A 19733-nucleotide genomic window follows, 5' to 3' on the forward strand; every position below is an offset into this window, starting at 1 on the left:
TCAGGCGCCGGGGCGAGCCGGGAGGGTCGGCCCGGGCGGGCAGGTGTGCCCGCCGACCAGTCGACTGCACTCGGGCAGGAACCCGGGGTAGCGCTCGGCCTGCGGGTCGCCGAACCATCGGTGCCACAGACGCCAGAAGTTGAGGTTGCCGAAGGCCGAGCAGCCGTCGCCGGTCTCGGGGGCGGCGAGCGTGGCCGCGCTCGGCTGGTACGGCGTGTAGTTGTAGAGGTTCGCCGTCGCCTGGTTGCGGATCGCCACCTTCGTCGCCCCGCACGCCGCATCGGGGTGGTACTGCACCCGCACCTCGCCGATGCGGTACTGCCGCGCGGGCTCCTCGGTGTACTGCCGGAACTGCCAGGCCGCGTTGTACACCTGGTTGAAGAAGCCGAAGTACTTCGTGTCGCAGTCGGCCGTGTCGGGACAGGCGTAGCCGGTCGCCCGCAGGTAGCCCGACTCGCTCGGCCGGGTCAGCAGCGACTGCTCCTTCTGCAGCAGCACGAGCAGGGTGCGCGGGCTGATGCCGCAGGCCTCCGAGACCTTCTGGATGATCCGGCTCGCCCGCTCGCGGGTGGCGCCCTCGTAGGCGGCGCAGTGCCGGCCGCCGACGACGGGCTGCGACTCGGTCGTCTGGCGGTAGTCGGCCAGGCACGGCACGTCGTCGGCCGGCCGGCAGTCGAGGCCCTCGAGGAAGTCCTGGATCTCGGCCGCGTTCATCGCGCTCGCGTCGTAGAAGGCGTCGTCGCTGACGATGAGCCCCGGGTCGAACTCCGCGCTCGCCGAGGGGATCTCGAACTCGGGCGTCGGCACGGCGCGCACCGCGGCACCGCCCTGCCACTGTGCGCCCTGGGATGCGGCATCGGGGGAGGCGTGAGCGCAGGAGGCGAGGCCGAGGAGCGCGGCCGTCGCGAGTGCGACGGCGGCGGCGAGCTTCGCGGGAGTCATCGAAGCGACCATACCGGGTGCACGTCGGGGCCCGCTGGGAACCGGGTCAGACCCGCTCGCGCGGCACGACCCGATCGGCGAGTCGGGCCCTGGGACGTTCAGACCCGCTCGCGCGGCACGACCCGATCGGCGAGTCGGGCCCTGGGACGTTCAGACGCGCTCGCGCGGCACGACCCGGTCGGCGAGTCGGGCCCTGGGACGTTCAGACCCGCTCGCGCGGCACGACCCGGTCGGCGAGTCGGGCGAGGGCGCTCTGCGGCGGCACCTCGTTGTACTGGCCGGCGAGCTCCTGCCCGGTGAGGTCGTGGATCGCCGCCATGATCTCGTCGGTCGCGGCGCGGCGGGCGCGTCCGCTCGTCGCCGGGCCGTGGTGGCTGAGGTCGAGCGGCTTGCCGAAGCGGACCGTGACGGGCCGCACGCGGGGCATCTTCGCACCGATCGGCTGGATCTCCTGGGTGCCGACGAGCCCGACCGGCACGACCGTCGCACCGGTCGTGAGGGCGAGCCACGCCACCCCGGTGCGGCCCCGGTAGAGGCGTCCGTCGGTGGAGCGGGTGCCCTCGGGGTAGAGGGCGAAGGCCTCGGACTGCTCGAGGATGCGTCGTCCGGCGTCGAGGGCCTCCTGCGCCGCAGCGCCCGCGCCGCGTTCGACGGGCACTGCGCCGATCGCGCCGAAGAAGGTGCGCGAGAGCCAGCCCGAGAAGCCGGTGCCGGTGAAGTAGCTCGACTTCGCGAGGAACTGCACGGGCCGCGGCGAGGCGAGCGGGATCACGACGCTGTCGACGAACGACAGGTGGTTCGAGGCGAGGATGACGGGCCCGTGCTTCGGCACGTTCTCACGGCCGGTGATCGTGGGCCGGTACACGAGGAGGGCGATCGGCTTCAGCATGCCGCGGAAGATGCGGTAGGCGGGACCCCGCTTGACCGCGGGGGCGGGAACGGCGTCGGCCTCGATCTCACTCACCTTCCGACCCTACGAGTGCGGGTATGCGATGGGCGGAATATCCGCGGCATGCCGCGCGTGAGTCGGATGGGGGAGGATGGACGGCATGGACGCGGCCGCCGACGGTGAGATCGTCGAGTTGCCGGGCGGGGACGCCCGGGTGGTCACGGCCGCGCGCGGGCGGCGTGGCGGCCTCGGGCCCGAGCTGCTGCTGCGGCGACTCCTCGCCGCCGGGGCGGGGGTGCCCGCCGACGACGTCGAGCTCGTGCACTCCTGCGAGACGTGCGGCGGCAACCATGGCCGACCGACCGTCGGGTATCCGACGACCCCCTCCGGGGCGCCGTGGTTCGTCGACGCGGGCGCCGCAGGCGAACTCGTCGTTGCTGCGGCGGCGACGAGGCGACGGGTGGGCGTCGGACTCGAGCTCGTGAGCGCCGCAGCCCTCGAGGGCGTCGACGAGGCGGCGCTCCACGCGAGCGAGCGTGCCGCGCTCGCCGCGCTCGACCCGCCCGAGCAGGCTCGCGCACGGGCGATCCTGTGGGCCCGCAAGTCGGCACTCCTGCGCGCGATCGGCCACACCGGGTTCACCGAGCCCTCGACCCTCGCCGTGAGCATGCCGGGCAACGACGAGGGCATCGGGCGCATCGAGCGCACCGTGCCCGAGCTCGGACCGGGGTGGCGGGGCGTGCGCTTCCACGACCTCGCCGTGCCGGGCGCGGTGGTCGCCTCGGTCGCGGTGCTCGTCTGACCGGATGCCTCGGCGCTCCGCGCCATACAGTGGTCTCGTGCGCAAGATCATCATCCTCGGCTCATCCGGTTCGATCGGCGTCCAGGCGCTCGACGTCATCCGGGCCAATCCGCGCAGGTTCGAGCTCGTCGGCCTCGGCGTCGGCTCGAACCGTGTTCTGCTCGCCGAGCAGGCGGCCGAGTTCGGCGTCGAGCACACGGCCGTCGGCATCGACGAGGCCGTGCAGCTCGTGCAGGACGTCGACGCCGACGTCGTGCTGAACGGCATCACCGGCTCGATCGGGCTCGGGCCGACGCTCGCGACGCTCGAGCGCGGAACGACGCTCGCGCTGGCCAACAAGGAGTCGCTCATCGTCGGCGGCGACCTCGTGACGCGCCTGGCGAAGCCCGGGCAGATCGTGCCCGTCGACTCCGAGCACTCGGCGATCGCGCAGGCGCTGCGCTCGGGCACCGACGACGAGGTGCGCCGGCTCGTGCTGACCGCCTCGGGCGGTCCGTTCCGCGGGCGCAGCCGCGAGTCGCTCGTCGACGTGACGCCCGGCGATGCGCTCGCCCACCCCACGTGGGACATGGGTCTCGTCATCACCACCAACTCGGCGACGCTCGTGAACAAGGGGCTCGAGGTGATCGAGGCGCACCTGCTGTTCGACGTCGACTACGACCGCATCGACGTCGTCGTGCACCCGCAGTCGATGATCCACTCCATGGTCGAGTTCGTCGACGGATCGACGATCGCGCAGGCCTCGCCGCCCGACATGCGCCTGCCGATCTCGCTCGGCCTCGACTGGCCGAACCGCGTCGCGGCGGCGGGCCGACCGATCGACTGGACCGCGGCGCAGACGTGGACCTTCGAGCCGCTCGACGAGCAGGCGTTCCCGGCGATCCGGCTCGCGAAGCAGGTCGGCCGTGCGGGCGGCGAGTACCCCGCGGTCTTCAACGCCGCGAACGAGCAGGCGGTGGCCGCGTTCCACGCGGGGCGCATCGGGTTCCTCGACATCGTCGACACGGTGCGCGAGGTGGTCGAGCAGCACGAGGCATCCGGCCCCGTGACCCTCGAATCGCTCGCGGCGGCCGAACAGGCCGCCCGTCGCGCCGCCGACGCGCGCATCGAGCGCCGCTCAGCGGATCGATAGCCAGCACCCAGCGGGCACCGAGCGAGCGGCAGTACGCTGTCGACCGTGGATTCCGTGCTCGCATTCGTGATCGGTGTCGCCATCATCGTGATCGGCCTCGCCGTGTCGATCGGCCTGCACGAGATCGGCCATCTCGTTCCGGCGAAGCTCTTCGGCGTCAAGGTCACCCAGTACATGATCGGCTTCGGCCCGACGATCTGGTCGCGCCGCAAGGGCGAGACCGAGTACGGCCTGAAGGCGATCCCGCTCGGCGGGTACATCTCGATGATCGGCATGTTCCCGCCGGCCAAGGGCGAGCGCGTGCACGCGGACTCGACGGGATTCTTCCGCGGCCTCGTGCAGGATGCGCGGGACTCGAGCGCCGAGTCGATCGGCGCGGGCGATGAGGACCGCGCCTTCTACCGCCTGCCGGTGTGGAAGCGCATCATCGTCATGTTCGGCGGGCCGTTCATGAACCTGCTGCTCGCGGTCGTGCTCTTCGGGGTGCTGCTCATGGGCTTCGGCACGGCGCAGGCCTCGACGACCGTCGGCTCGGTCTCGGCGTGCGCGCTGCCGGCGACGAGCGAGCGCCAGGCATGCGAGCCCGGCGACCCGGCGGCGCCGGGGGCCGCCGCCGGCATCGAACCGGGCGACCGCATCGTCTCGGTCGCGGGCGAGCCCATCGACAGCTGGGCCGAGTCGACCGAGATCATCCGCGAGCACGCCGACGAGCCCGTGGCGTTCGTCGTCGAACGCGACGGCGAGACGGTCTCGCTCACGGTCACGCCGATGCTCAGCGAGCGGTACGTGCTCGACGAGAACGGCCAGGTCGTCACGGATGCCTCGGGCGATCCCCGCACCGTGCAGGCGGGCTTCGTCGGCATCGCCGCCGCCACTGAGACCGTGCCGCAGCCCGTGACTGCCGTGCTGCCGGCGGTCGGTCAGCAGATCAGCGGTGTCGCCGGCATCATCTTCAACCTGCCGCAGCGCATGGTCGACGTCGCGAATGCGGCGTTCGGCCCCGAGGAGCGCGACCCGAACGGGCCGATGTCGGTCGTCGGTGTCGGCCGCGTCGCGGGCGAGATCGCGAGCCTCGACGAGATCCCGCTGGCGTCGAAGGCGGCGAGCATGGTCGGCCTGCTCGCAGCGCTCAACGTGGCACTGTTCGTGTTCAACCTGATCCCCCTGCTGCCGCTCGACGGCGGTCACATCGCGGGCGCCCTGTGGGAGGCCATCCGTCGCGGTTTCGCGAAGCTCTTCCGCCGCCCCGACCCGGGCCCCGTCGACCTCGCGAAGCTCATGCCCATCACGCTCGGCGTGGTCGTCATCTTCGGCGCGATGAGCGCGCTGCTCATCTACGCCGACATCGTGAAGCCGGTGTCGCTGCTCTGATGCACCTGGCCGTTCCGTACTCCACGGGGAGTAGGCGATGAGTCGCCGCCGGGTCGATGGCCGCGGGCGGCCACGGGGCTACGATCGGGCCGTGTCGGATTCGCGCAGCCCCGAGCAGAACTGGGGCGGACCGCCGCCGTGGGCGGGACGCCCGCCGTGGAACGGGCGCGAGCGCCAGGCTCCGCCCGCCGCGTTCGTGCTGCTCGCACCCGTCGTGATCAGTCTGCTCGTGCAGGTGCCGGCGGCGATCGGCATCGCCGTGTGGCAGCACCTCGACTGGGCCGCGGGGCTCCTGCAGATCTCGCTCGCCGTCGCGGGCCCGCTCGCGCTGGTCGCCTCGCGACGGTATCCCGGCCCGACGGTGGCGGTCGTCTCGCTCCTGGCGCTCGCCGATCTCGTGCTCACCTCGGATGCCGGCCCACCGTATCTCGCACTCGCCTTCGCGATCGTGCTCGCCGTCGCGCGCGGCGCCGTCATCTGGGCCGCGGCCTCGGTGGTCGCCGTGTGGGCGGCGGCGCTCGTCGTCGGCTCGATGCTCGGACTGACGTGGCATCCGTTCCGCATCGCGATCACGACCCTCGCGCTCGCCGCGTGCTTCGGCATCGGCTGGTTCGTGCGCACGCGCCGCACCCGGGCGGCGGCGTACCGGGCCGAGGCGATGCGCCGCAGGCAGACGGCCGAGGAGCGCGAGCGGGTGCGCATCGCACGCGAACTCCACGACGTCATCGGGCACGCGCTCTCGCAGATCAACGTGCAGGCGAGCGTCGGCCTCCACCTCATGGATCGCGATGCCGAGCAGGCACGCACCGCCCTCGCGCACATCAAGGAGACGTCGAAGACCGCCCTCGAGGAGGTGCGGAGCGTGCTCGGCGTGATCCGCGACGGCGAGGCGCCGCTCGTGCCGCAGGCCGAGCTCGCCGAACTCCCGAGGCTCGTCGGCGGGCTCGCCGCCCCCGGGTTCGCGGTCGAGCTCGACGACCGGCTCGCGGCGCCGCCCGGCCGTGCCGTGCAGTTCGCCGCCTACCGCATCGTGCAGGAGGCGCTCACGAACGTCGTGCGGCACGCGGAGGCGAGCCGCGCCGTCGTGTCGCTCGAGCGCTCCGCCGACGAGCTCCTCGTCGTGATCGACGACGACGGCGACGGCTTCGCGGGCGACGGCGCCGATGCTGCGACGGAGGGCCGCGGCATCCTCGGCATGCGCGAGCGCGCCGCCCTGCTCGGCGGCTCCGTCGAGCTCGGCGCATCGCCGATCGGCGGCACCCGCGTGACGGCGCGGCTCCCGTGGAGCGACGCCGTATGATCCGCGTGGCGCTCGCCGACGACCAGCTGCTCGTACGGGCGGGGTTCCGTGCGCTCCTCGACGCCGAGGACGACCTCGAGGTCGTCGGCGAGGCATCCACCGGGGAGCAGCTGCTCGCCCTCGTGCGCGATCGCCCGGTCGACGTCGTGCTGATGGACATCCGCATGCCGGGCGGCGATGGGCTGTGGGCGACCGAGCAGATCGCCGCCGACCCGGCGCTCGCGGGCGTTCACGTCGTCATCGTCACGACCTTCGAACTCGACGAGTACGTCGCGAGGGCGGTTCGCGCCGGCGCCGCCGGATTCCTCGTGAAGGACACCGAGCCCGTCGACCTGCTGCGGGCCGTGCGCGTGGTCGCGGCCGGCGAGGCGCTGCTCTCGCCGGGAGTCACCAAGCGGCTGCTCGAGCGGATGGCGAGCGGGCTCCGCGACGCCCCCGACGAGGCCTCGCTCGCCACGCTCACCGAGCGCGAACGCGAGGTGCTGCGACTCGTCGGACTGGGGCTCACGAACGACGAGATCGCGGGGCGCCTCGTACTGAGTCCGCTCACCGCCAAGACCCACGTCTCGCGCATCATGCAGAAGCTGCACGCCCGCGACCGGGTGCACCTGGTCGTCGTGGCCTACGAGTCGGGCCTCGTGGCGCCCGGCTGGCAGGAGTAGGCGCACGCTGCGCCGCCCACTCGCCGCCCGCTTCGCCGAGCCTGCTCCCGGGGGAGCAGGCGAAGTGCCTCCGACGGGCGGATTCGCCGGAGGGCGGCCCTGACGAGACTCGATTCGACGGTCGAGACGCGACCGCACGAATCAACCGGGAGCACCACATGTTCACGACCCTCGCCGCCACCGCGGCCACCCACGCCGGCCCCTGGGCGGCCGGATTCGGATGGGTCTTCTTCCTCATCCCGATCTTCTGGTTCCTCGTCATCGGGCTCGTCGTCTTCCTCGTGAGCCGCAACCGCCGCTCCTGGGCGAACGGCGGCGCCGAGGGCTACGGCCCGCCGTGGGCGCGCGGCGCGAGCGCCGAGCAGACGCTCGGCCAGCGCTTCGCGAACGGCGACATCGACGAGACCGAGTACCGCGCACGCCTCGAGGTGCTGCGCGCGAACCGACCAGGCGCGTAGCGCGGGGGCCGGGCTCTGGTGAGACGAGGGGCGGATGCCGCGTGCGGCGTCCGCCCCTCGTCGTCGCACCCGCGGTGCTCAGCCGAGGATCTCCTCCAGCGCCCGCAGCTGGTGCCGGTGGCCGACGGTCTCGTAGCCGACGACCACGACGACCGGCGCGAGCGCGGCGATCACGATGCCGAGCGGCAGGCTCGCCCCCGCGGCGACCGCCGTGATCGAGCCCGCGAGCACGACGAGGCTGCCGGCGAACAGTCCGATGTGGAAGGGGTCGAACCGTCCCATGAGGAAGGTGTAGAGGGTGAACAGCGCCATGAGGAAGATCGCGACCGGCACCACGATCGTCGCGAGCACCGCCACGTCGTCGATATGGGCCTCGCCCTCGATCGCGTTCGCCGCGACGTGCAGCCCTGCGCCGGTCGCGGCGAGCGATCCGAACACCACCATGTGCCCGTAGCCCCAGAGATACGAACGTCGGCGGAAGGCGCTGAGCAGCTTGCCCGAGGGCATCATGAAGTACGTCCACCAGAGGCCGAACGCGAGCAGTGTGCCGCCGAACGCCACCGCGGCGGCGTCGATCGACCAGCCCAGTTCCTCGACGACGGCGGAGACCGCGAGGATGGTGCCGAGCACGACCTCGCCGAGCGTGATGATGACGAGCAGCCCGTAGCGTTCGGCGATGTGGTGCGGATGCCACGGGGTGCCGCCGCCGCGGCGTTCGGCGAGGGGCGGCACCGCCATCTCGCAGACGCCGAGCAGCACCCAGAGCCACAGTGTGAGCGCGAACGGCAGGTTCACGATGATGAGCACGATCCACGCCAGCTGCACGACGCCGAGCAGGGCGGCGTAGCGGAGGGCGGTGCGACGGGAGCCGGGGTCGTGCCGGGCGACGCGCAGCCAGAGCGCGATCGTCGAGATGCGCATCACCACGTACCCGGCGATGATGACCCCGTTGTCGACGTGCTCGCCGCCGTCGATCGAGTGGAAGAACTCGGGCATGCCGAGTGCCATCACGAGCACCCCGACCATCTGCACCATGGTCGCGACGCGCACGTACGCGTCGTCGTTGTCGTAGGCGCTCGCGAGCCACGAGTAGTTGATCCACGCCCAGCAGATCGCGAAGACCGCGAGCGTGAAGGCGATGAGCGCCGATCCGAAGTGCCCGAGTTCGAGCAGGTGCGCGGCCTGCGCGCCGGCCTGGCTGAAGGCGACGACGAAGGTCAGGTCGAACAGCAGCTCGAGCGGCGTGGCGGAGCGATGCGATTCGTTCGGATCGCGTCCCACCATCCGGCGCAGCCGGTGGTCGAGTGGGGGATGGGTCGGCGTCGTCATGCGCATATCGTTTCAGGAAATCGCACGCCCGTCAGGACGATACGGTCGAGATCGTCCTGAGCCGCGCACGTCTTCCTGAAACGGTGACATGACCGGGATGCCCCGGCGCATGGCCGAGGCACCCCGCGAGGCCGGTCAGCGACTGAGCAGCAGCGCCTCGCCCTGGCCGCCGCCGCCGCAGAGGGCGACCGCAGCGTTGCCGCCGCCGCGGCGCGCGAGCTCGAGGGCGGCGTGCAGCGCGAGCCGCGCGCCCGAGGCCCCGATGGGGTGGCCGAGCGCGATGGCGCCGCCGTGCGCGTTCACGCGCTCGAGGTCGAGGTCGAGGTCGCGCGCCGACTGCAGCGAGACCGCGGCGAAGGCCTCGTTGATCTCGACGACGTCGAGGGCGGATGCCTCGACCCCGCCCTTCTCGAGGGCCGCCGCGATGGCGTTCGAGGGCTGCGAGTGCAGCGAGTTGTCGGGGCCGGCCACCTGGCCGGCGGCGCCGACGAGGGCGAGCCACGGCAGGCCCCGCGACTCGGCCCACGCGCGGCTCGCGACCACGACGGCCGCAGCGCCGTCGGAGAGCGGCGAGGAGTTGCCCGCGGTGATGGTGCCGTTCGCGGTGAACGCGGGGCGGAGCTTCGCGAGCACCTCGACGGTCGAGTCGGGGCGCACGCCCTGGTCTTCGGACACGACGACGGGGTCGCCCTTGCGCTGGGGGATCTCGACCGGCACGATCTCGTCGGCGAAGAGGCCTGCGGCCTGCGCGGCGCCGGCACGCGCGTGCGACCCGGCGGCGATCTCGTCTTGCTCGGTGCGGCCGAGGCCGTAGCGGCCGTTGAAGCGCTCGGTCGAGGCTCCCATCGACTCGCGGTCGAAGGCGTCGGTGAGGCCGTCGTGCGCGGCGTGGTCGAGGAGCTCGACGCTGCCGTAGACGTGGCCGGCGCGAGAGCCGGGCAGGAGGTGCGGTGCGTTCGTCATCGACTCCTGGCCGCCGGCGACGACGACGTCGGCCTCGCCGAGGCGGATGAGCCGTGCGGCGTCGGTGATCGCGACGAGGCCAGAGAGGCAGACCTTGTTGAGGGTGGTCGCGGGCACGCGCCACGGGATGCCGGCGGCGACGGCGGACTGCTTGGCGGGGTTCTGCCCCGCGCCCGCCTGGAGGACCTGGCCCATGATGACGGCGTCGACGTCGTCGGGGGAGACGCCGGCCTTCGCGAGCGCGCCGCGGATGGCGACCGTGCCGAGTTCGACCGCGCTCTGCCCGGCGAGATTGCCGTTGATGCGGGCGAACGGGGTGCGTGCCCCCGCGATGATGACGACGTCGGGGATGCTCATGTCTCCTGGACTCCTTCGTACGGGTTGCGAGCGTTGCGCTTCGCAGCCTATTGTACTTTCCTGAGACCTGAACCAGCTGTCAGGTTTGCCGAGAGGCATCACATTCCCAGCCATTCACAGTTGAGAGGCAGAACCCATGCGGGCTACGAAGAAGTACCTCGCGACGGCCGTCATCGCCGCCGCTTCCCTCGCACTCGTCGGCTGCGCGCCGACGGCCGGTGCCGACCCCGCCGCGGGCGACGCCGGCGCCCCGGTCAAGATCGCCATGCTGACCTCGCAGACCGGCCCGCTCGCCGCGTACGGCGCGGCCTACACGGCCGGATTCGAGGCCGGCCTCGACTACGCGACCGACGGCACCGGCACCGTCGACGGCCGCGAGCTCGAGATCGAGTGGGGCGACGACCAGGGCAACCCCGACACCGCCGTCGCCAAGGCGAAGGACTTCATCGGCCAGGGCTACCAGATCCTCGCCGGCACCGCCGCATCCGGCATCGCGACGGCACTCGCCGAGCAGGCCGCGCAGAACGAGATCCTCTACATCTCGGGCCCGGCCGCGGCCGACGCCATCACCGGCATCAACGAGTACACCTTCCGCTCGGGCCGCCAGACCTTCCAGGACGTCGCGACCGCCGGCACCTTCATCGGCGACCCGGCCGGCAAGAAGGTCGTCGTCTTCGCTCAGGACAACGCGTTCGGACAGGGCAACCTCGCCGGCGTCGAGGCCGTGCTCGGCAGCAAGGGCGCGACGGTCGAGGGCGTGCTCGTCGCCGAGGACGCCACCGAGTTCACGCCGTTCGCGCAGCAGCTGATCAGCGCGTCGCCCGACCTCGTGTTCGTGGCCTGGGCCGGCGCCTCCTCGGGCGCCATGTGGACCGCGCTCTCGCAGCAGGGCGTATTCGACGCCGTCCCGGTCGTCACCGGTCTCGGCGACGTCGCCACCTACGGCGCCTACGGCGAGGCATCCGCCGAGATCTCCTTCCTCAACCACTACTTCGGCGGAGCGGCCGGCACCGAGGCCGAGGCCGCGATGATCGAGCACCTCGAGGCCGCAGGCGCCACCCCCGACCTGTTCTCGCCCGACGGCTTCGTGGCGGCGCAGATGATCGTGCAGGCCGTGCGCGAGGGCGGCGACACCGTCGACGGCATGATCGACGCGCTCGAGGGGTGGACCTTCGACTCGGTCAAGGGCGAGATCACCGTCCGCGCCGAGGACCACGCCGTGATCCAGCCGATGTACCAGGCGAAGCTCGTGCAGGACGGCGACGCCTGGAAGCCCGAACTCGTCGACACGATCGACGCGGACGACGTCGCACCGCCGGTCGCCGGCGAGTGATCCCCGGGTCGGGGGGCGCCCCCCCCCGCGGCCGCCCCCCCCCCCCCCCGACCCCCTCGACCGAACCACGACAGAAGGCAGCGATGACCGACCACGCGATGCTCAGTCTCGAGCAGATCGGCCTCCGCATCGGCGGCGCCCGCATCCTCGAGGGCGTCTCGCTCGACGTGCCGGCCGGGCAGATGCTCGGCGTCATCGGCCCGAACGGCGCCGGCAAGACGACCCTCTTCAACGTCGTCTCGGGCGTCGTCCGGCCGACGTCCGGGCGCGTCCTCCTCGACGGCGCCGACGTCACCCGCGAGTCGATCCACCGCCGCGCGGCAGCGGGCCTCGGGCGCACCTTCCAGACCTCGAGCCTGTTCCCCGCGCTCAGCGTGCTCGAGAACGTGCGACTCGCGGCGCAGGCGCACGCGGGCGGGGCGACGAGCCTCGTCCGCATCCCCCGGGCAGGCGACGCTGCGAGCGAGCGCGCCCTCGAATGCCTCGCCGAGGTCGGCCTCGAGCACCGGGCGGGCGCCGAGGCATCCGGACTCGCCCACGGCGAGAAGCGCAAGGTCGAGATCGCCATGCTCATCGCCGCAGACCCGAAGGTGATCCTCCTCGACGAGCCCATGGCGGGCGTCGCCTCGGGCGACGTGCCCGCGCTCACCGAGGTCATCCGCGGACTGCATCGGGGCGGGCGCACCGTGCTCATGGTCGAGCACCACATGGAGGTCGTCCTCGGCCTCGTCGACCGCGTCGCGGTCATGCACCACGGCGAGCTCCTCGCCGTCGACACCCCGGAGGCCGTGATGGCGAACCCGACCGTGCAGTCCGCCTACCTCGGGGAGGCGATGTGAGCGAGCCCGCCAGCGAACCCATCCTCGTCGTCGACGCCCTTTCGGGGCGCATCGCCGGCCAGCAGGTCATCGAGGACATCGCGTTCGAGGTGCCCGCCACGGGTGTGACCGCCCTCCTCGGTCGCAACGGCGTCGGCAAGACCTCGACCATCAAGTCGATCCTCGGACTCATCGAACGCACGGGCGACGTGCGCCTCGCGGGCGAGCGGATCGATGCGCTGCCCACCCACCGCATCGTGCAGCGCGGCGTCGGCTACGTGCCCGAGGATCGCGAGGTGTTCGGCCAGCTCACCGTCGCCGAGAACCTGCGGCTCGCCGAGCGCGACGCCGCACCCCGGCGCGAACTCGTCGAACGGCTCTTCCCCGACCTCGTCGCACGCCGGGCACAACGTGCAGGCACCCTCTCGGGCGGCCAGCAGCAGATGGTCTCCCTGGCGCGGGCGCTCGTGAACGAGAACCGCCTGCTGCTCGTCGACGAGCCCACGAAGGGCCTCGCCCCCCGCATCGTCGACGAGGTCGCCGTCGCGCTCGCCGAGGCCGCGCAGACCGTGCCCATCCTGCTCGTCGAGCAGAACCTGCGCGTCGTGCGGCGCCTCGCCGAACGCGTCGTGGTGCTCTCGGGCGGACGCGTCGTCTTCACCGGCACCGCCGTCGAGTTCCTCGACGACGAGGAGCTCATCCACCGCCACCTCGGCGTGCACGACGCGAGCGAGGCCGCCTGATGTCGACGATCGTCCTGCTGCTCATCACCGGTCTCGGCCTCGGCGCCCTCTATTTCCTCGTCGCGAGCGGGCTCTCGCTCATCTACGGCCTCATGGGCGTCCTGAACTTCGCCCACGGCTCCTTCCTCACCATCTCGGCCTTCCTCGGCTGGGAGGTCGGCCGCCGTGTCTCCGACGGCACCTGGTGGGGGCTCGCGATCTCGGCGATCGTCGGCATCGCGGTCGGCGCGATCGTCGCCGCCCTCACCGAGTACCTGCTCATCCGCCGGCTCTACGAACGGCACATCGAGCAGGCGCTCGTCACGGTGGGGCTCTCGCTCGCGACCGTCGCCCTCTTCGAGGGCATCTGGGGCACCGACCCCATCTACACCGCCCGGCCCGAGTGGCTCACGCAGACCACCGAGATCCTCGGGGCGAAGATCCCGAACGACCGGTTCCTGCTGATCGCGTGCGCCGTCATCGTGCTCGGCGGCATCGTGCTCTTCCTCAAGCGCACCCGCTACGGCCTCATCATCCGCGCGGGCGTCGAGAACCGGCAGATGGTCACCGCGCTCGGCATCGACGTGCGACGCTCGTTCACGCTCGTGTTCGCGATCGGCGGCGCGGCAGCAGGCCTCGGCGGGGTGCTCGCCTCGGTGTACTACGGCTACGTCTCGGCCCACCTCGGCTCGGTGCTGCTCATCTTCGCGTTCATCGTGACGGTGATCGGCGGTCTCGGATCGCTCACGGGCGCCGCCGTCGCCTCGGTGCTCGTGGCCGTGCTCCAGCAGTTCGCCAACTACTACCTCGGCGGCACCGGCGACCTCGTCGTCGTCGTCGCGCTCGCCGCGGTGCTGCTCATCCGCCCGCGAGGACTCATGGGGAAGATCGCATGACCCGGAACAAGACCCTCTGGCTCGCCGTGGGCGGCGTGCTCCTCGTGGTGCTGCTCGCCGTGCTGCCGCTCCTCGCGATCGAGATCCCGGGCGTGCTGCCCGGCCCGACGTACACGCCCGGTACGCTGCAGCTCATCGCCTACGCGATGCTCATCGCGGCCCTCGCGCTCAGCTACCGCATGATGTTCGGACTCGCCGGCCTCCTCTCGTTCGGGCACGCCCTGTTCTTCGCGGCGGGCGCCTACGGGCTCGGCATGACGCTCGACGCCTTCGGCCCCGCCGAGTGGCCGAGCGAGCTCATCTTCCTCGGCTCGATCGTCGTCACCCTCGCTGCGGGCTTCGTGCTCGCCGCGACGGTCGGCGCGCTCGCGCTGCGGGTGACCGGCATCTCCTTCGCGATGGTGACCCTCGCCTTCGCCCAGGCCGGCTCGGTGCTCATCCGCCGCAACCCCGGCGGGGCCACCGGCGGCGACGAGGGCCTCGCGCTCGACATCGAGCACGTGCCGGGCGCCCTCGTCGGCGTGCTCAACACTCGCAACCTCTACTGGGTCGCGCTCGGGGTGCTCGTGTTCGTGTACCTCGTGGTGCTCTGGGTCGAGCAGAGCCGGGCCGGCCACGTCGCCGCGGCGACCCGCGAGAACGAGCTGCGGGTGCGGGTGCTCGGCCTCCGGCCGTACAACGTGAAGCTGCTCATCTTCATCGTCGCCTCGGTGCTCGCCGCCGTCGCCGGAATGGGCTACCTGCTGCTGCAGTCGGGGGCGGCGCCGCGCGTCGCGACGGCCGACTTCACCCTGACCCTCCTCGTCATCGTGGTGCTCGGCGGAGTGGGGTATCGCTGGGGCGCGATCGTCGGCGGTATCGTCTACACACTGCTCGATCAGCGGCTCACGGCGCTCGCGGGCTCCGAGTTCATCGCGGGGCTTCCGGCCGTGCTCCGGGTTCCGCTGAGCGAGCCGCTGTTCATTCTGGGAACGCTCTTCATCCTCGTGGTGCTGTTCCTGCCCGGGGGGATCGCGGGCATCCCGCAGCGCATCCGCTCGGGGCGCGCGAGCCACCCGGCCGAATCGGAAGAGGTGGCCGATGCCTGACGGACGGCACACACTCGGGCGATGGACCCGCGACCGGGCGCGAGCGACGCCCGAGCGCATCGCGATCGACGACCGCGGCGTGGTCGTGCGGTACCGCGAGCTCGACGAGCGGGCCGAACGGCTGGCGGTGGCGTTCCGCGCGGCGGGTTACGCGGTCGGCGACCGGGTGGCGACGATCACCGGCAACAGCGCCGACCAGGTCGTGCTCTTCTTCGCCTGCGCCAAGGCCGGGCTCGCGCTCGTGCCGCTGTCGTGGCGGCTCGCCCCCCGTGAGCTCGCGGCGCAGCTCGAGATCGCGCAGCCCGCGCTCCTCCTCGTCGAGAACGAGTTCGACTCGCTCGGCCGGGCGACGCTCGCGCGGCTCGCACGCCGCGTGCCGAGCACCGCACTCGGTGCGCACGGGGTGGAGGCCGAGGTGCCCGCACCCGGCCGGGGCGCCGGGCCCGTGGCATCCGAGCGCACCGAGGTGCACGACGACGACGCGCTGCTCATCATCTTCACCTCGGGCACCACCGCGACCCCGAAGGGGGCGGTGCTGACGCATGCGAACTGCTTCTGGACCAACCTCTCGTTCTCGCGCATCGCCGAACTGCGGGCGACCGACACGGTGCTCGCGGTGATGCCGCAATACCACGTCGGCGGCTGGAACATCCAGCCGCTGCTCGCCTGGTGGACGGGCGCGACGGTGGTGCTCGAGCGCACCTTCGACCCGGGGCGAGTGCTGCACCTCATCCAGGAGCGGCGCATCACCACCATGATGGGCGTGCCCGCGAACTACCTGTTCCTCGCCCAGCACCCCGCCTTCGGCGACACCGACCTCTCGAGCCTCGAGCACGCGATCGTCGGCGGAGCGCCGATGCCGCCTGCGCTGCTGCGCACCTGGCACGCCCGCGGCATCGCGCTCACGCAGGGCTACGGGCTCACCGAGGCCTCGCCGAACGTGCTGTGCCTGCCCGACGAGGACGCGCTGCGCCGCGCCGGATCGGCCGGCAAGCCCTACCCGCACGTCGACGTCGCCGTCGCCGACCCGGTCACGGGCGAGCACCTCGAGGGCGCTGCCGAGGGCGAGCTGCTCGTGCAGGGCCCCGGCGTCTTCGCGGGCTACTTCCGCGACGGGGCGGCGAGTGCCGCGGCGCTCGGCGACGGCTGGCTGCACACGGGCGATCTCGTGCGCCGCGACGCCGACGGCTACTTCACGATCGTCGACCGGTTGAAAGACCTGTACATCACCGGCGGCGAAGGCGTCGCCCCCGCCGAGGTCGAGGCCGCGCTCATGACGCACCCGGCGGTCGCCGACGTGGCGGTCGTCGGCGTTCCCGACGACCGTTGGGGTGAGGCCGGCGTCGCGTGGGTGGTCACCGCGCGCGGCCGGGTCACGGATGCCTCGGAGCTCATCGAGTTCGCCCGCGAGTCGCTCGCGCACTTCAAGGCACCGCGCGAGGTGCGCTTCATCGACGAGCTGCCGCGTTCGGCGGCGGGCAAGGTGCTGCGACGCGCGCTCGTCGAACGAGCCGGCCCCGACCGTGCACCCCGACCGACCCGATCCGAGCTGGAGGAGACCCGATGAGCGCGGCACCCCGCACCGCCCGCGGCGAGAAGACCCGGCGGCGCCTCCTCGAGGCGGCCGAGCACGTGTTCGCCGCCCACGGCTACCACGAGGCATCCGTCTCGCGCATCACCGAACGCGCGGGCGTCGGCCAGGGCACCTTCTACCTCTACTTCGACACCAAGCTCGACGTGTTCAACGAGCTCGTCGAAGACCTCAACCACCGGGTGCGGCAGGCGATGAGCGAGGGCTCTCGCGGTGCGGCGAGCCGCATTGAGGCCGAGCGCGCAGGCTTCGCGGCGTTCTTCCGCTTCACCGCCGAGCACCCGGCGCTCTACCGCGTCGTGCGCGAGGCCGAACTCGTCTCGCCCGACGCCCTGCGGCTGCACTACTCGCGCATCGTCGAGGGCTACATCGACGGCCTCCGCGACGCCGCGGAGGAGGGCGAGATCGGCGACATCGATCCGACCGTCGCCGCGTGGGCGCTCATGGGCGTCGGCGAGATGATCGGCATGCGCTGGGTGCTCTGGGGCGACGGCGACGCCGCCCCCGGCGACCCGGCGGACCCCACGGCGAGCGGCACCCGCGAGGTGCCGCAGCACGTGCTCGACGAGATGATGCGATTCATCGCCGGGGCGCTCGGCCGCCCCGCGCTCGCACACGACCCGCGCCCCGCCGCGGACGACAAGGAGGAACCGTGACCGAGCTTTCAGGACGACGCGCCGTCGTCACCGGGGGAGCGAGCGGCATCGGCGAGGCCTGTGCGCGCGCCTTCGCCGCCGCGGGCGCGCACGTCGTCATCGCCGACCTCGACGCCGCGGCCGCCGAGCGCGTCGCGGGCGAGCTCGGCGGCGAGGCCTGGGCGGTCGATCTCAGCGACACCGCCGCCCTCGCCGAGCTCTCGCTCGACGCCGACCTCCTCGTGAACAACGCCGGCATCCAGCACGTGCGACCCATCGAGGACTTCGAACCCGAGCGGTTCTCGCTCATCATGCGGCTCATGCTCGAGTCGCCCTTCCTGCTCATCAGGGCGGCGCTCCCGGGCATGTACGAGCGCGGATTCGGCCGCGTCATCAACATCTCGAGCGTGCACGGGTTGCGCGCCTCGCCGTTCAAGTCGGCGTACGTCGCCGCCAAGCACGGCCTCGAGGGGCTGTCGAAGGTGACCGCGCTCGAGGGCGGCCCGCACGGCGTCACCTCGAACTGCATCAACCCCGGCTACGTGCGCACGCCGCTCGTCGAGAGGCAGGTCGCCGACCAGGCCCGGGTGCACGGCATCCCCGAGTCCGAGGTGCTGCCGAAGATCATGCTCACCGAGTCGGCCGTCAAGCGACTCGTCGAGCCCGCCGAGGTCGCGAGCCTCGCGCTCTGGCTCGCCGGCCCCGACGCCGGCATGGTGACGGGGGCGAGCTACACGATGGACGGCGGATGGAGCGCACGATGACCACCGCCTCCCTCGCCGCGTCCGCGTTCTCGGTGCCCGTCGCGGGCGGCGCGCTCGTCGGCGGCCAATGGCACGAGGATGCCGCGGGGCTGCCCGTGCTCGCGGTGCACGGCATCACCGCGAGCCACCGCAACTGGGACCTCTTCGCCGAGGCGATGCCCGAGCGCCGCATCGTCGCACCCGACCTCCGGGGGCGCGGGCACAGCAACGGACTGCCGGGGCCGTACGGGCTCGAGCAGCACGCCGACGACCTCGCCGCGGTGCTCGACGCGCTCGGCATCGATCGGGCCTACGTGGTGGGTCACTCGATGGGCGCCTTCGTCTCGGTGCGGCTCGCGCAGCGCCACCCCGAACGGGTCGCGGGCCTCGCGCTCGTCGACGGCGGACTGCCCGTGCCGAGCCCAGCGGGCGTCGCCGCCGAGGAGCTGCCGAAGCTGCTGCTCGGGCCCGCTCTCGAGCGGCTGTCGATGACCTTCGCCGATCGTGCGGCCTATCTCGCCTTCTGGCGGCGGCATCCGGCCCTCGGCCCGTACTGGAACGACGCGATCGAGGGGTACGTCGACTACGACCTCGACGGGCGCGAGCCCCAGCTCCGCAGCTCGGCGAACGCCGACGCCGTCGCCGTGAACGCCGTCGAGCTCGACGGGCGGGGCGGTTACACGGCCGCCCTCGCGGCGCTGCCCGCGCCCGTCGACGTGTTCCGCGCGCCGCGCGGGCTCCTCGACGAGGCACCGCTCTACCCCGAGGCGCTCGTCGCCGAGTGGGCCGCGCGGGTGCCGGCGCTCGTCACCCACGAGGTCGCCGACGTCAACCACTACACGATCCTCATGACCGAGGGCGGCACGGGTAGCGTGATCCCTGTGATCCGCGCCCGCATCGAGGCCGCCGACACACAGGAAGGTGCAACGTGACACTCGACAAAGTCGTCGGGTCCGCCCAAGAAGCGGTCGCCGACATCCCCTCAGGAGCCAGTCTCGCCGTCGGCGGGTTCGGGCTCTGCGGCATCCCGATGGTGCTCATCCAGGCACTGCTCGATGCCGGCGTCGACGGGCTCTCCGTCGTCTCGAACAACTGCGGCGTCGACGATTGGGGGCTGGGCGTGCTGCTCGCGAAGCAGCGCATCGCCAAGATGACCTCCTCGTACGTCGGCGAGAACAAGGAGTTCGAGCGCCAGTACCTCTCGGGCGAGCTCGAGCTCGAACTGACCCCGCAGGGCACCCTCGCCGAGAAGCTTCGGGCCGGAGGCTCGGGCATCGCCGCCTTCTTCACGCAGACCGGTGTCGGCACGCAGGTCGCCGAGGGCGGGCTGCCCCGCAGGTACCACGCCGACGGCACCATCGCCGTCGCGAGCCCCGCGAAGCCCGTGCAGACGTTCGAGTTCGCAGGCTCGCCCCGCGAGTTCGTGCTCGAAGAGGCCATCACCACCGACTTCGCCCTCGTGCACGCCCTGAGGGGCGACCGTCACGGCAACCTCGTCTTCGACAAGTCGGCGCGCAACTTCTCGCCGCTCGCGGCGATGGCCGGGCGCGTCTGCGTCGCCCAGGTCGAGGAGCTCGTCGAACCCGGTGAGCTCGACCCCGACGGCGTGCACCTGCCGGGTGTCTACGTCGACCGCGTCGTCGTCGTCGGCACCGGCATCGAGAAGCGCATCGAACGCCGCACCGTGCGGGAGGGGAACTGA

General features: G+C 72.2%; 20 protein-coding genes. 16 read left to right on the forward strand and 4 right to left on the reverse strand.

Going from position 1 to position 19733, the window contains the following annotated elements:
- On the reverse strand, positions 1-942 hold the full coding sequence (locus GQQ93_RS02255; protein WP_157422578.1) for a hypothetical protein: 942 nt from the start codon (positions 940-942) through the stop codon (positions 1-3).
- Between the two features lie 202 nt (positions 943-1144).
- On the reverse strand, positions 1145-1906 hold the full coding sequence (locus GQQ93_RS02260; RefSeq protein ID WP_376863500.1) for a lysophospholipid acyltransferase family protein: 762 nt from the start codon (positions 1904-1906) through the stop codon (positions 1145-1147).
- Positions 1907-1991: 85 nt separating this feature from the next.
- On the opposite strand from GQQ93_RS02260, the gene GQQ93_RS02265 reads away from it, so the two are divergent.
- The 6 genes from GQQ93_RS02265 (at position 1992) to GQQ93_RS02290 (ending at position 7556) form a co-directional block, all read left to right on the forward strand.
- The gene (locus tag GQQ93_RS02265) at positions 1992-2633 is read left to right on the forward strand and encodes a 4'-phosphopantetheinyl transferase family protein (protein WP_157422579.1); all 642 of its coding nucleotides are present in this window, start codon (positions 1992-1994) and stop codon (positions 2631-2633) included.
- Between the two features lie 37 nt (positions 2634-2670).
- Complete coding sequence (gene dxr, locus GQQ93_RS02270; RefSeq protein ID WP_157422580.1) at positions 2671-3765, forward strand: 1-deoxy-D-xylulose-5-phosphate reductoisomerase; 1095 nt, start codon at positions 2671-2673, stop codon at positions 3763-3765.
- 45 nt (positions 3766-3810) lie between these two features.
- Positions 3811-5136: a M50 family metallopeptidase gene (locus GQQ93_RS02275; protein WP_157422581.1), complete on the forward strand. Its 1326-nt coding sequence runs from the start codon at positions 3811-3813 to the stop codon at positions 5134-5136.
- 91 nt (positions 5137-5227) lie between these two features.
- Entirely contained in the window at positions 5228-6436 is a 1209-nt protein-coding gene (locus GQQ93_RS02280) for a sensor histidine kinase (RefSeq protein ID WP_170296098.1), read from the forward strand.
- Positions 6433-7098, forward strand: a complete 666-nt coding sequence (locus GQQ93_RS02285; protein ID WP_157422794.1) for a response regulator transcription factor — start codon at positions 6433-6435, stop codon at positions 7096-7098. Before GQQ93_RS02280 ends, GQQ93_RS02285 begins: the two co-directional genes overlap by 4 nt.
- Before the next feature lie 158 nt (positions 7099-7256).
- Complete coding sequence (locus GQQ93_RS02290) at positions 7257-7556, forward strand: SHOCT domain-containing protein (protein ID WP_157422583.1); 300 nt, start codon at positions 7257-7259, stop codon at positions 7554-7556.
- Between the two features lie 78 nt (positions 7557-7634).
- Here the strand turns inward: GQQ93_RS02290 and GQQ93_RS02295 are convergent, their stop codons facing one another.
- Positions 7635-8885: a low temperature requirement protein A gene (locus tag GQQ93_RS02295; RefSeq protein ID WP_246192015.1), complete on the reverse strand. Its 1251-nt coding sequence runs from the start codon at positions 8883-8885 to the stop codon at positions 7635-7637.
- Positions 8886-9020: 135 nt separating this feature from the next.
- On the reverse strand, positions 9021-10205 hold the full coding sequence (locus GQQ93_RS02300) for an acetyl-CoA C-acetyltransferase (RefSeq protein ID WP_157422584.1): 1185 nt from the start codon (positions 10203-10205) through the stop codon (positions 9021-9023).
- A 136-nt stretch (positions 10206-10341) separates the two neighbouring features.
- Between GQQ93_RS02300 and GQQ93_RS02305 the strand changes: the two genes are divergently transcribed.
- The 10 genes from GQQ93_RS02305 (at position 10342) to GQQ93_RS02350 (ending at position 19733) form a co-directional block, all read left to right on the forward strand.
- Positions 10342-11538, forward strand: coding sequence for a substrate-binding domain-containing protein (locus tag GQQ93_RS02305; RefSeq protein WP_157422585.1), 1197 nt, complete (start codon positions 10342-10344; stop codon positions 11536-11538).
- Between the two features lie 83 nt (positions 11539-11621).
- Positions 11622-12377, forward strand: coding sequence for an ABC transporter ATP-binding protein (locus tag GQQ93_RS18005; RefSeq protein ID WP_157422586.1), 756 nt, complete (start codon positions 11622-11624; stop codon positions 12375-12377).
- Positions 12374-13099: an ABC transporter ATP-binding protein gene (locus tag GQQ93_RS02315; RefSeq protein ID WP_157422587.1), complete on the forward strand. Its 726-nt coding sequence runs from the start codon at positions 12374-12376 to the stop codon at positions 13097-13099. Before GQQ93_RS18005 ends, GQQ93_RS02315 begins: the two co-directional genes overlap by 4 nt.
- A complete protein-coding gene (locus GQQ93_RS02320; RefSeq protein ID WP_157422588.1) occupies positions 13099-13974 on the forward strand; it encodes a branched-chain amino acid ABC transporter permease in 876 nt (291 codons plus the stop codon). Before GQQ93_RS02315 ends, GQQ93_RS02320 begins: the two co-directional genes overlap by 1 nt.
- On the forward strand, positions 13971-15062 hold the full coding sequence (locus GQQ93_RS02325) for a branched-chain amino acid ABC transporter permease (protein ID WP_157422589.1): 1092 nt from the start codon (positions 13971-13973) through the stop codon (positions 15060-15062). Before GQQ93_RS02320 ends, GQQ93_RS02325 begins: the two co-directional genes overlap by 4 nt.
- Positions 15055-16629: a class I adenylate-forming enzyme family protein gene (locus GQQ93_RS02330; protein ID WP_157422590.1), complete on the forward strand. Its 1575-nt coding sequence runs from the start codon at positions 15055-15057 to the stop codon at positions 16627-16629. Before GQQ93_RS02325 ends, GQQ93_RS02330 begins: the two co-directional genes overlap by 8 nt.
- A complete protein-coding gene (locus GQQ93_RS02335; protein WP_157422591.1) occupies positions 16626-17309 on the forward strand; it encodes a TetR/AcrR family transcriptional regulator in 684 nt (227 codons plus the stop codon). The genes GQQ93_RS02330 and GQQ93_RS02335 overlap by 4 nt, the downstream gene beginning before the upstream one ends.
- Positions 17306-18052, forward strand: coding sequence for a 3-hydroxybutyrate dehydrogenase (locus GQQ93_RS02340; protein ID WP_157422592.1), 747 nt, complete (start codon positions 17306-17308; stop codon positions 18050-18052). The genes GQQ93_RS02335 and GQQ93_RS02340 overlap by 4 nt, the downstream gene beginning before the upstream one ends.
- Positions 18049-18963, forward strand: a complete 915-nt coding sequence (locus GQQ93_RS02345; protein WP_246192017.1) for an alpha/beta hydrolase — start codon at positions 18049-18051, stop codon at positions 18961-18963. The genes GQQ93_RS02340 and GQQ93_RS02345 overlap by 4 nt, the downstream gene beginning before the upstream one ends.
- Positions 18960-19733, forward strand: coding sequence for a CoA transferase subunit A (locus GQQ93_RS02350; protein WP_157422594.1), 774 nt, complete (start codon positions 18960-18962; stop codon positions 19731-19733). Before GQQ93_RS02345 ends, GQQ93_RS02350 begins: the two co-directional genes overlap by 4 nt.

The sequence above is a fragment of the Agromyces lapidis genome, assembly GCF_009749405.1.
In the GTDB taxonomy this organism is placed as follows: Bacteria; Actinomycetota; Actinomycetes; order Actinomycetales; family Microbacteriaceae; genus Agromyces; species Agromyces lapidis.

Coding starts and splice junctions, on each gene's coding strand:
- GQQ93_RS02255 (WP_157422578.1), bottom strand. CDS start 942: ATGACTCCCGCGAAGCTCGCCGCCGCCGTCGCACTCGCGACGGCCGCG.
- GQQ93_RS02265 (WP_157422579.1), top strand. CDS start 1,992: ATGGACGCGGCCGCCGACGGTGAGATCGTCGAGTTGCCGGGCGGGGAC.
- GQQ93_RS02285 (WP_157422794.1), top strand. CDS start 6,433: ATGATCCGCGTGGCGCTCGCCGACGACCAGCTGCTCGTACGGGCGGGG.
- GQQ93_RS02290 (WP_157422583.1), top strand. CDS start 7,257: ATGTTCACGACCCTCGCCGCCACCGCGGCCACCCACGCCGGCCCCTGG.
- GQQ93_RS02295 (WP_246192015.1), bottom strand. CDS start 8,885: ATGACGACGCCGACCCATCCCCCACTCGACCACCGGCTGCGCCGGATG.
- GQQ93_RS02300 (WP_157422584.1), bottom strand. CDS start 10,205: ATGAGCATCCCCGACGTCGTCATCATCGCGGGGGCACGCACCCCGTTC.
- GQQ93_RS02305 (WP_157422585.1), top strand. CDS start 10,342: ATGCGGGCTACGAAGAAGTACCTCGCGACGGCCGTCATCGCCGCCGCT.
- GQQ93_RS18005 (WP_157422586.1), top strand. CDS start 11,622: ATGACCGACCACGCGATGCTCAGTCTCGAGCAGATCGGCCTCCGCATC.
- GQQ93_RS02320 (WP_157422588.1), top strand. CDS start 13,099: ATGTCGACGATCGTCCTGCTGCTCATCACCGGTCTCGGCCTCGGCGCC.
- GQQ93_RS02325 (WP_157422589.1), top strand. CDS start 13,971: ATGACCCGGAACAAGACCCTCTGGCTCGCCGTGGGCGGCGTGCTCCTC.
- GQQ93_RS02330 (WP_157422590.1), top strand. CDS start 15,055: ATGCCTGACGGACGGCACACACTCGGGCGATGGACCCGCGACCGGGCG.
- GQQ93_RS02335 (WP_157422591.1), top strand. CDS start 16,626: ATGAGCGCGGCACCCCGCACCGCCCGCGGCGAGAAGACCCGGCGGCGC.
- GQQ93_RS02345 (WP_246192017.1), top strand. CDS start 18,049: ATGACCACCGCCTCCCTCGCCGCGTCCGCGTTCTCGGTGCCCGTCGCG.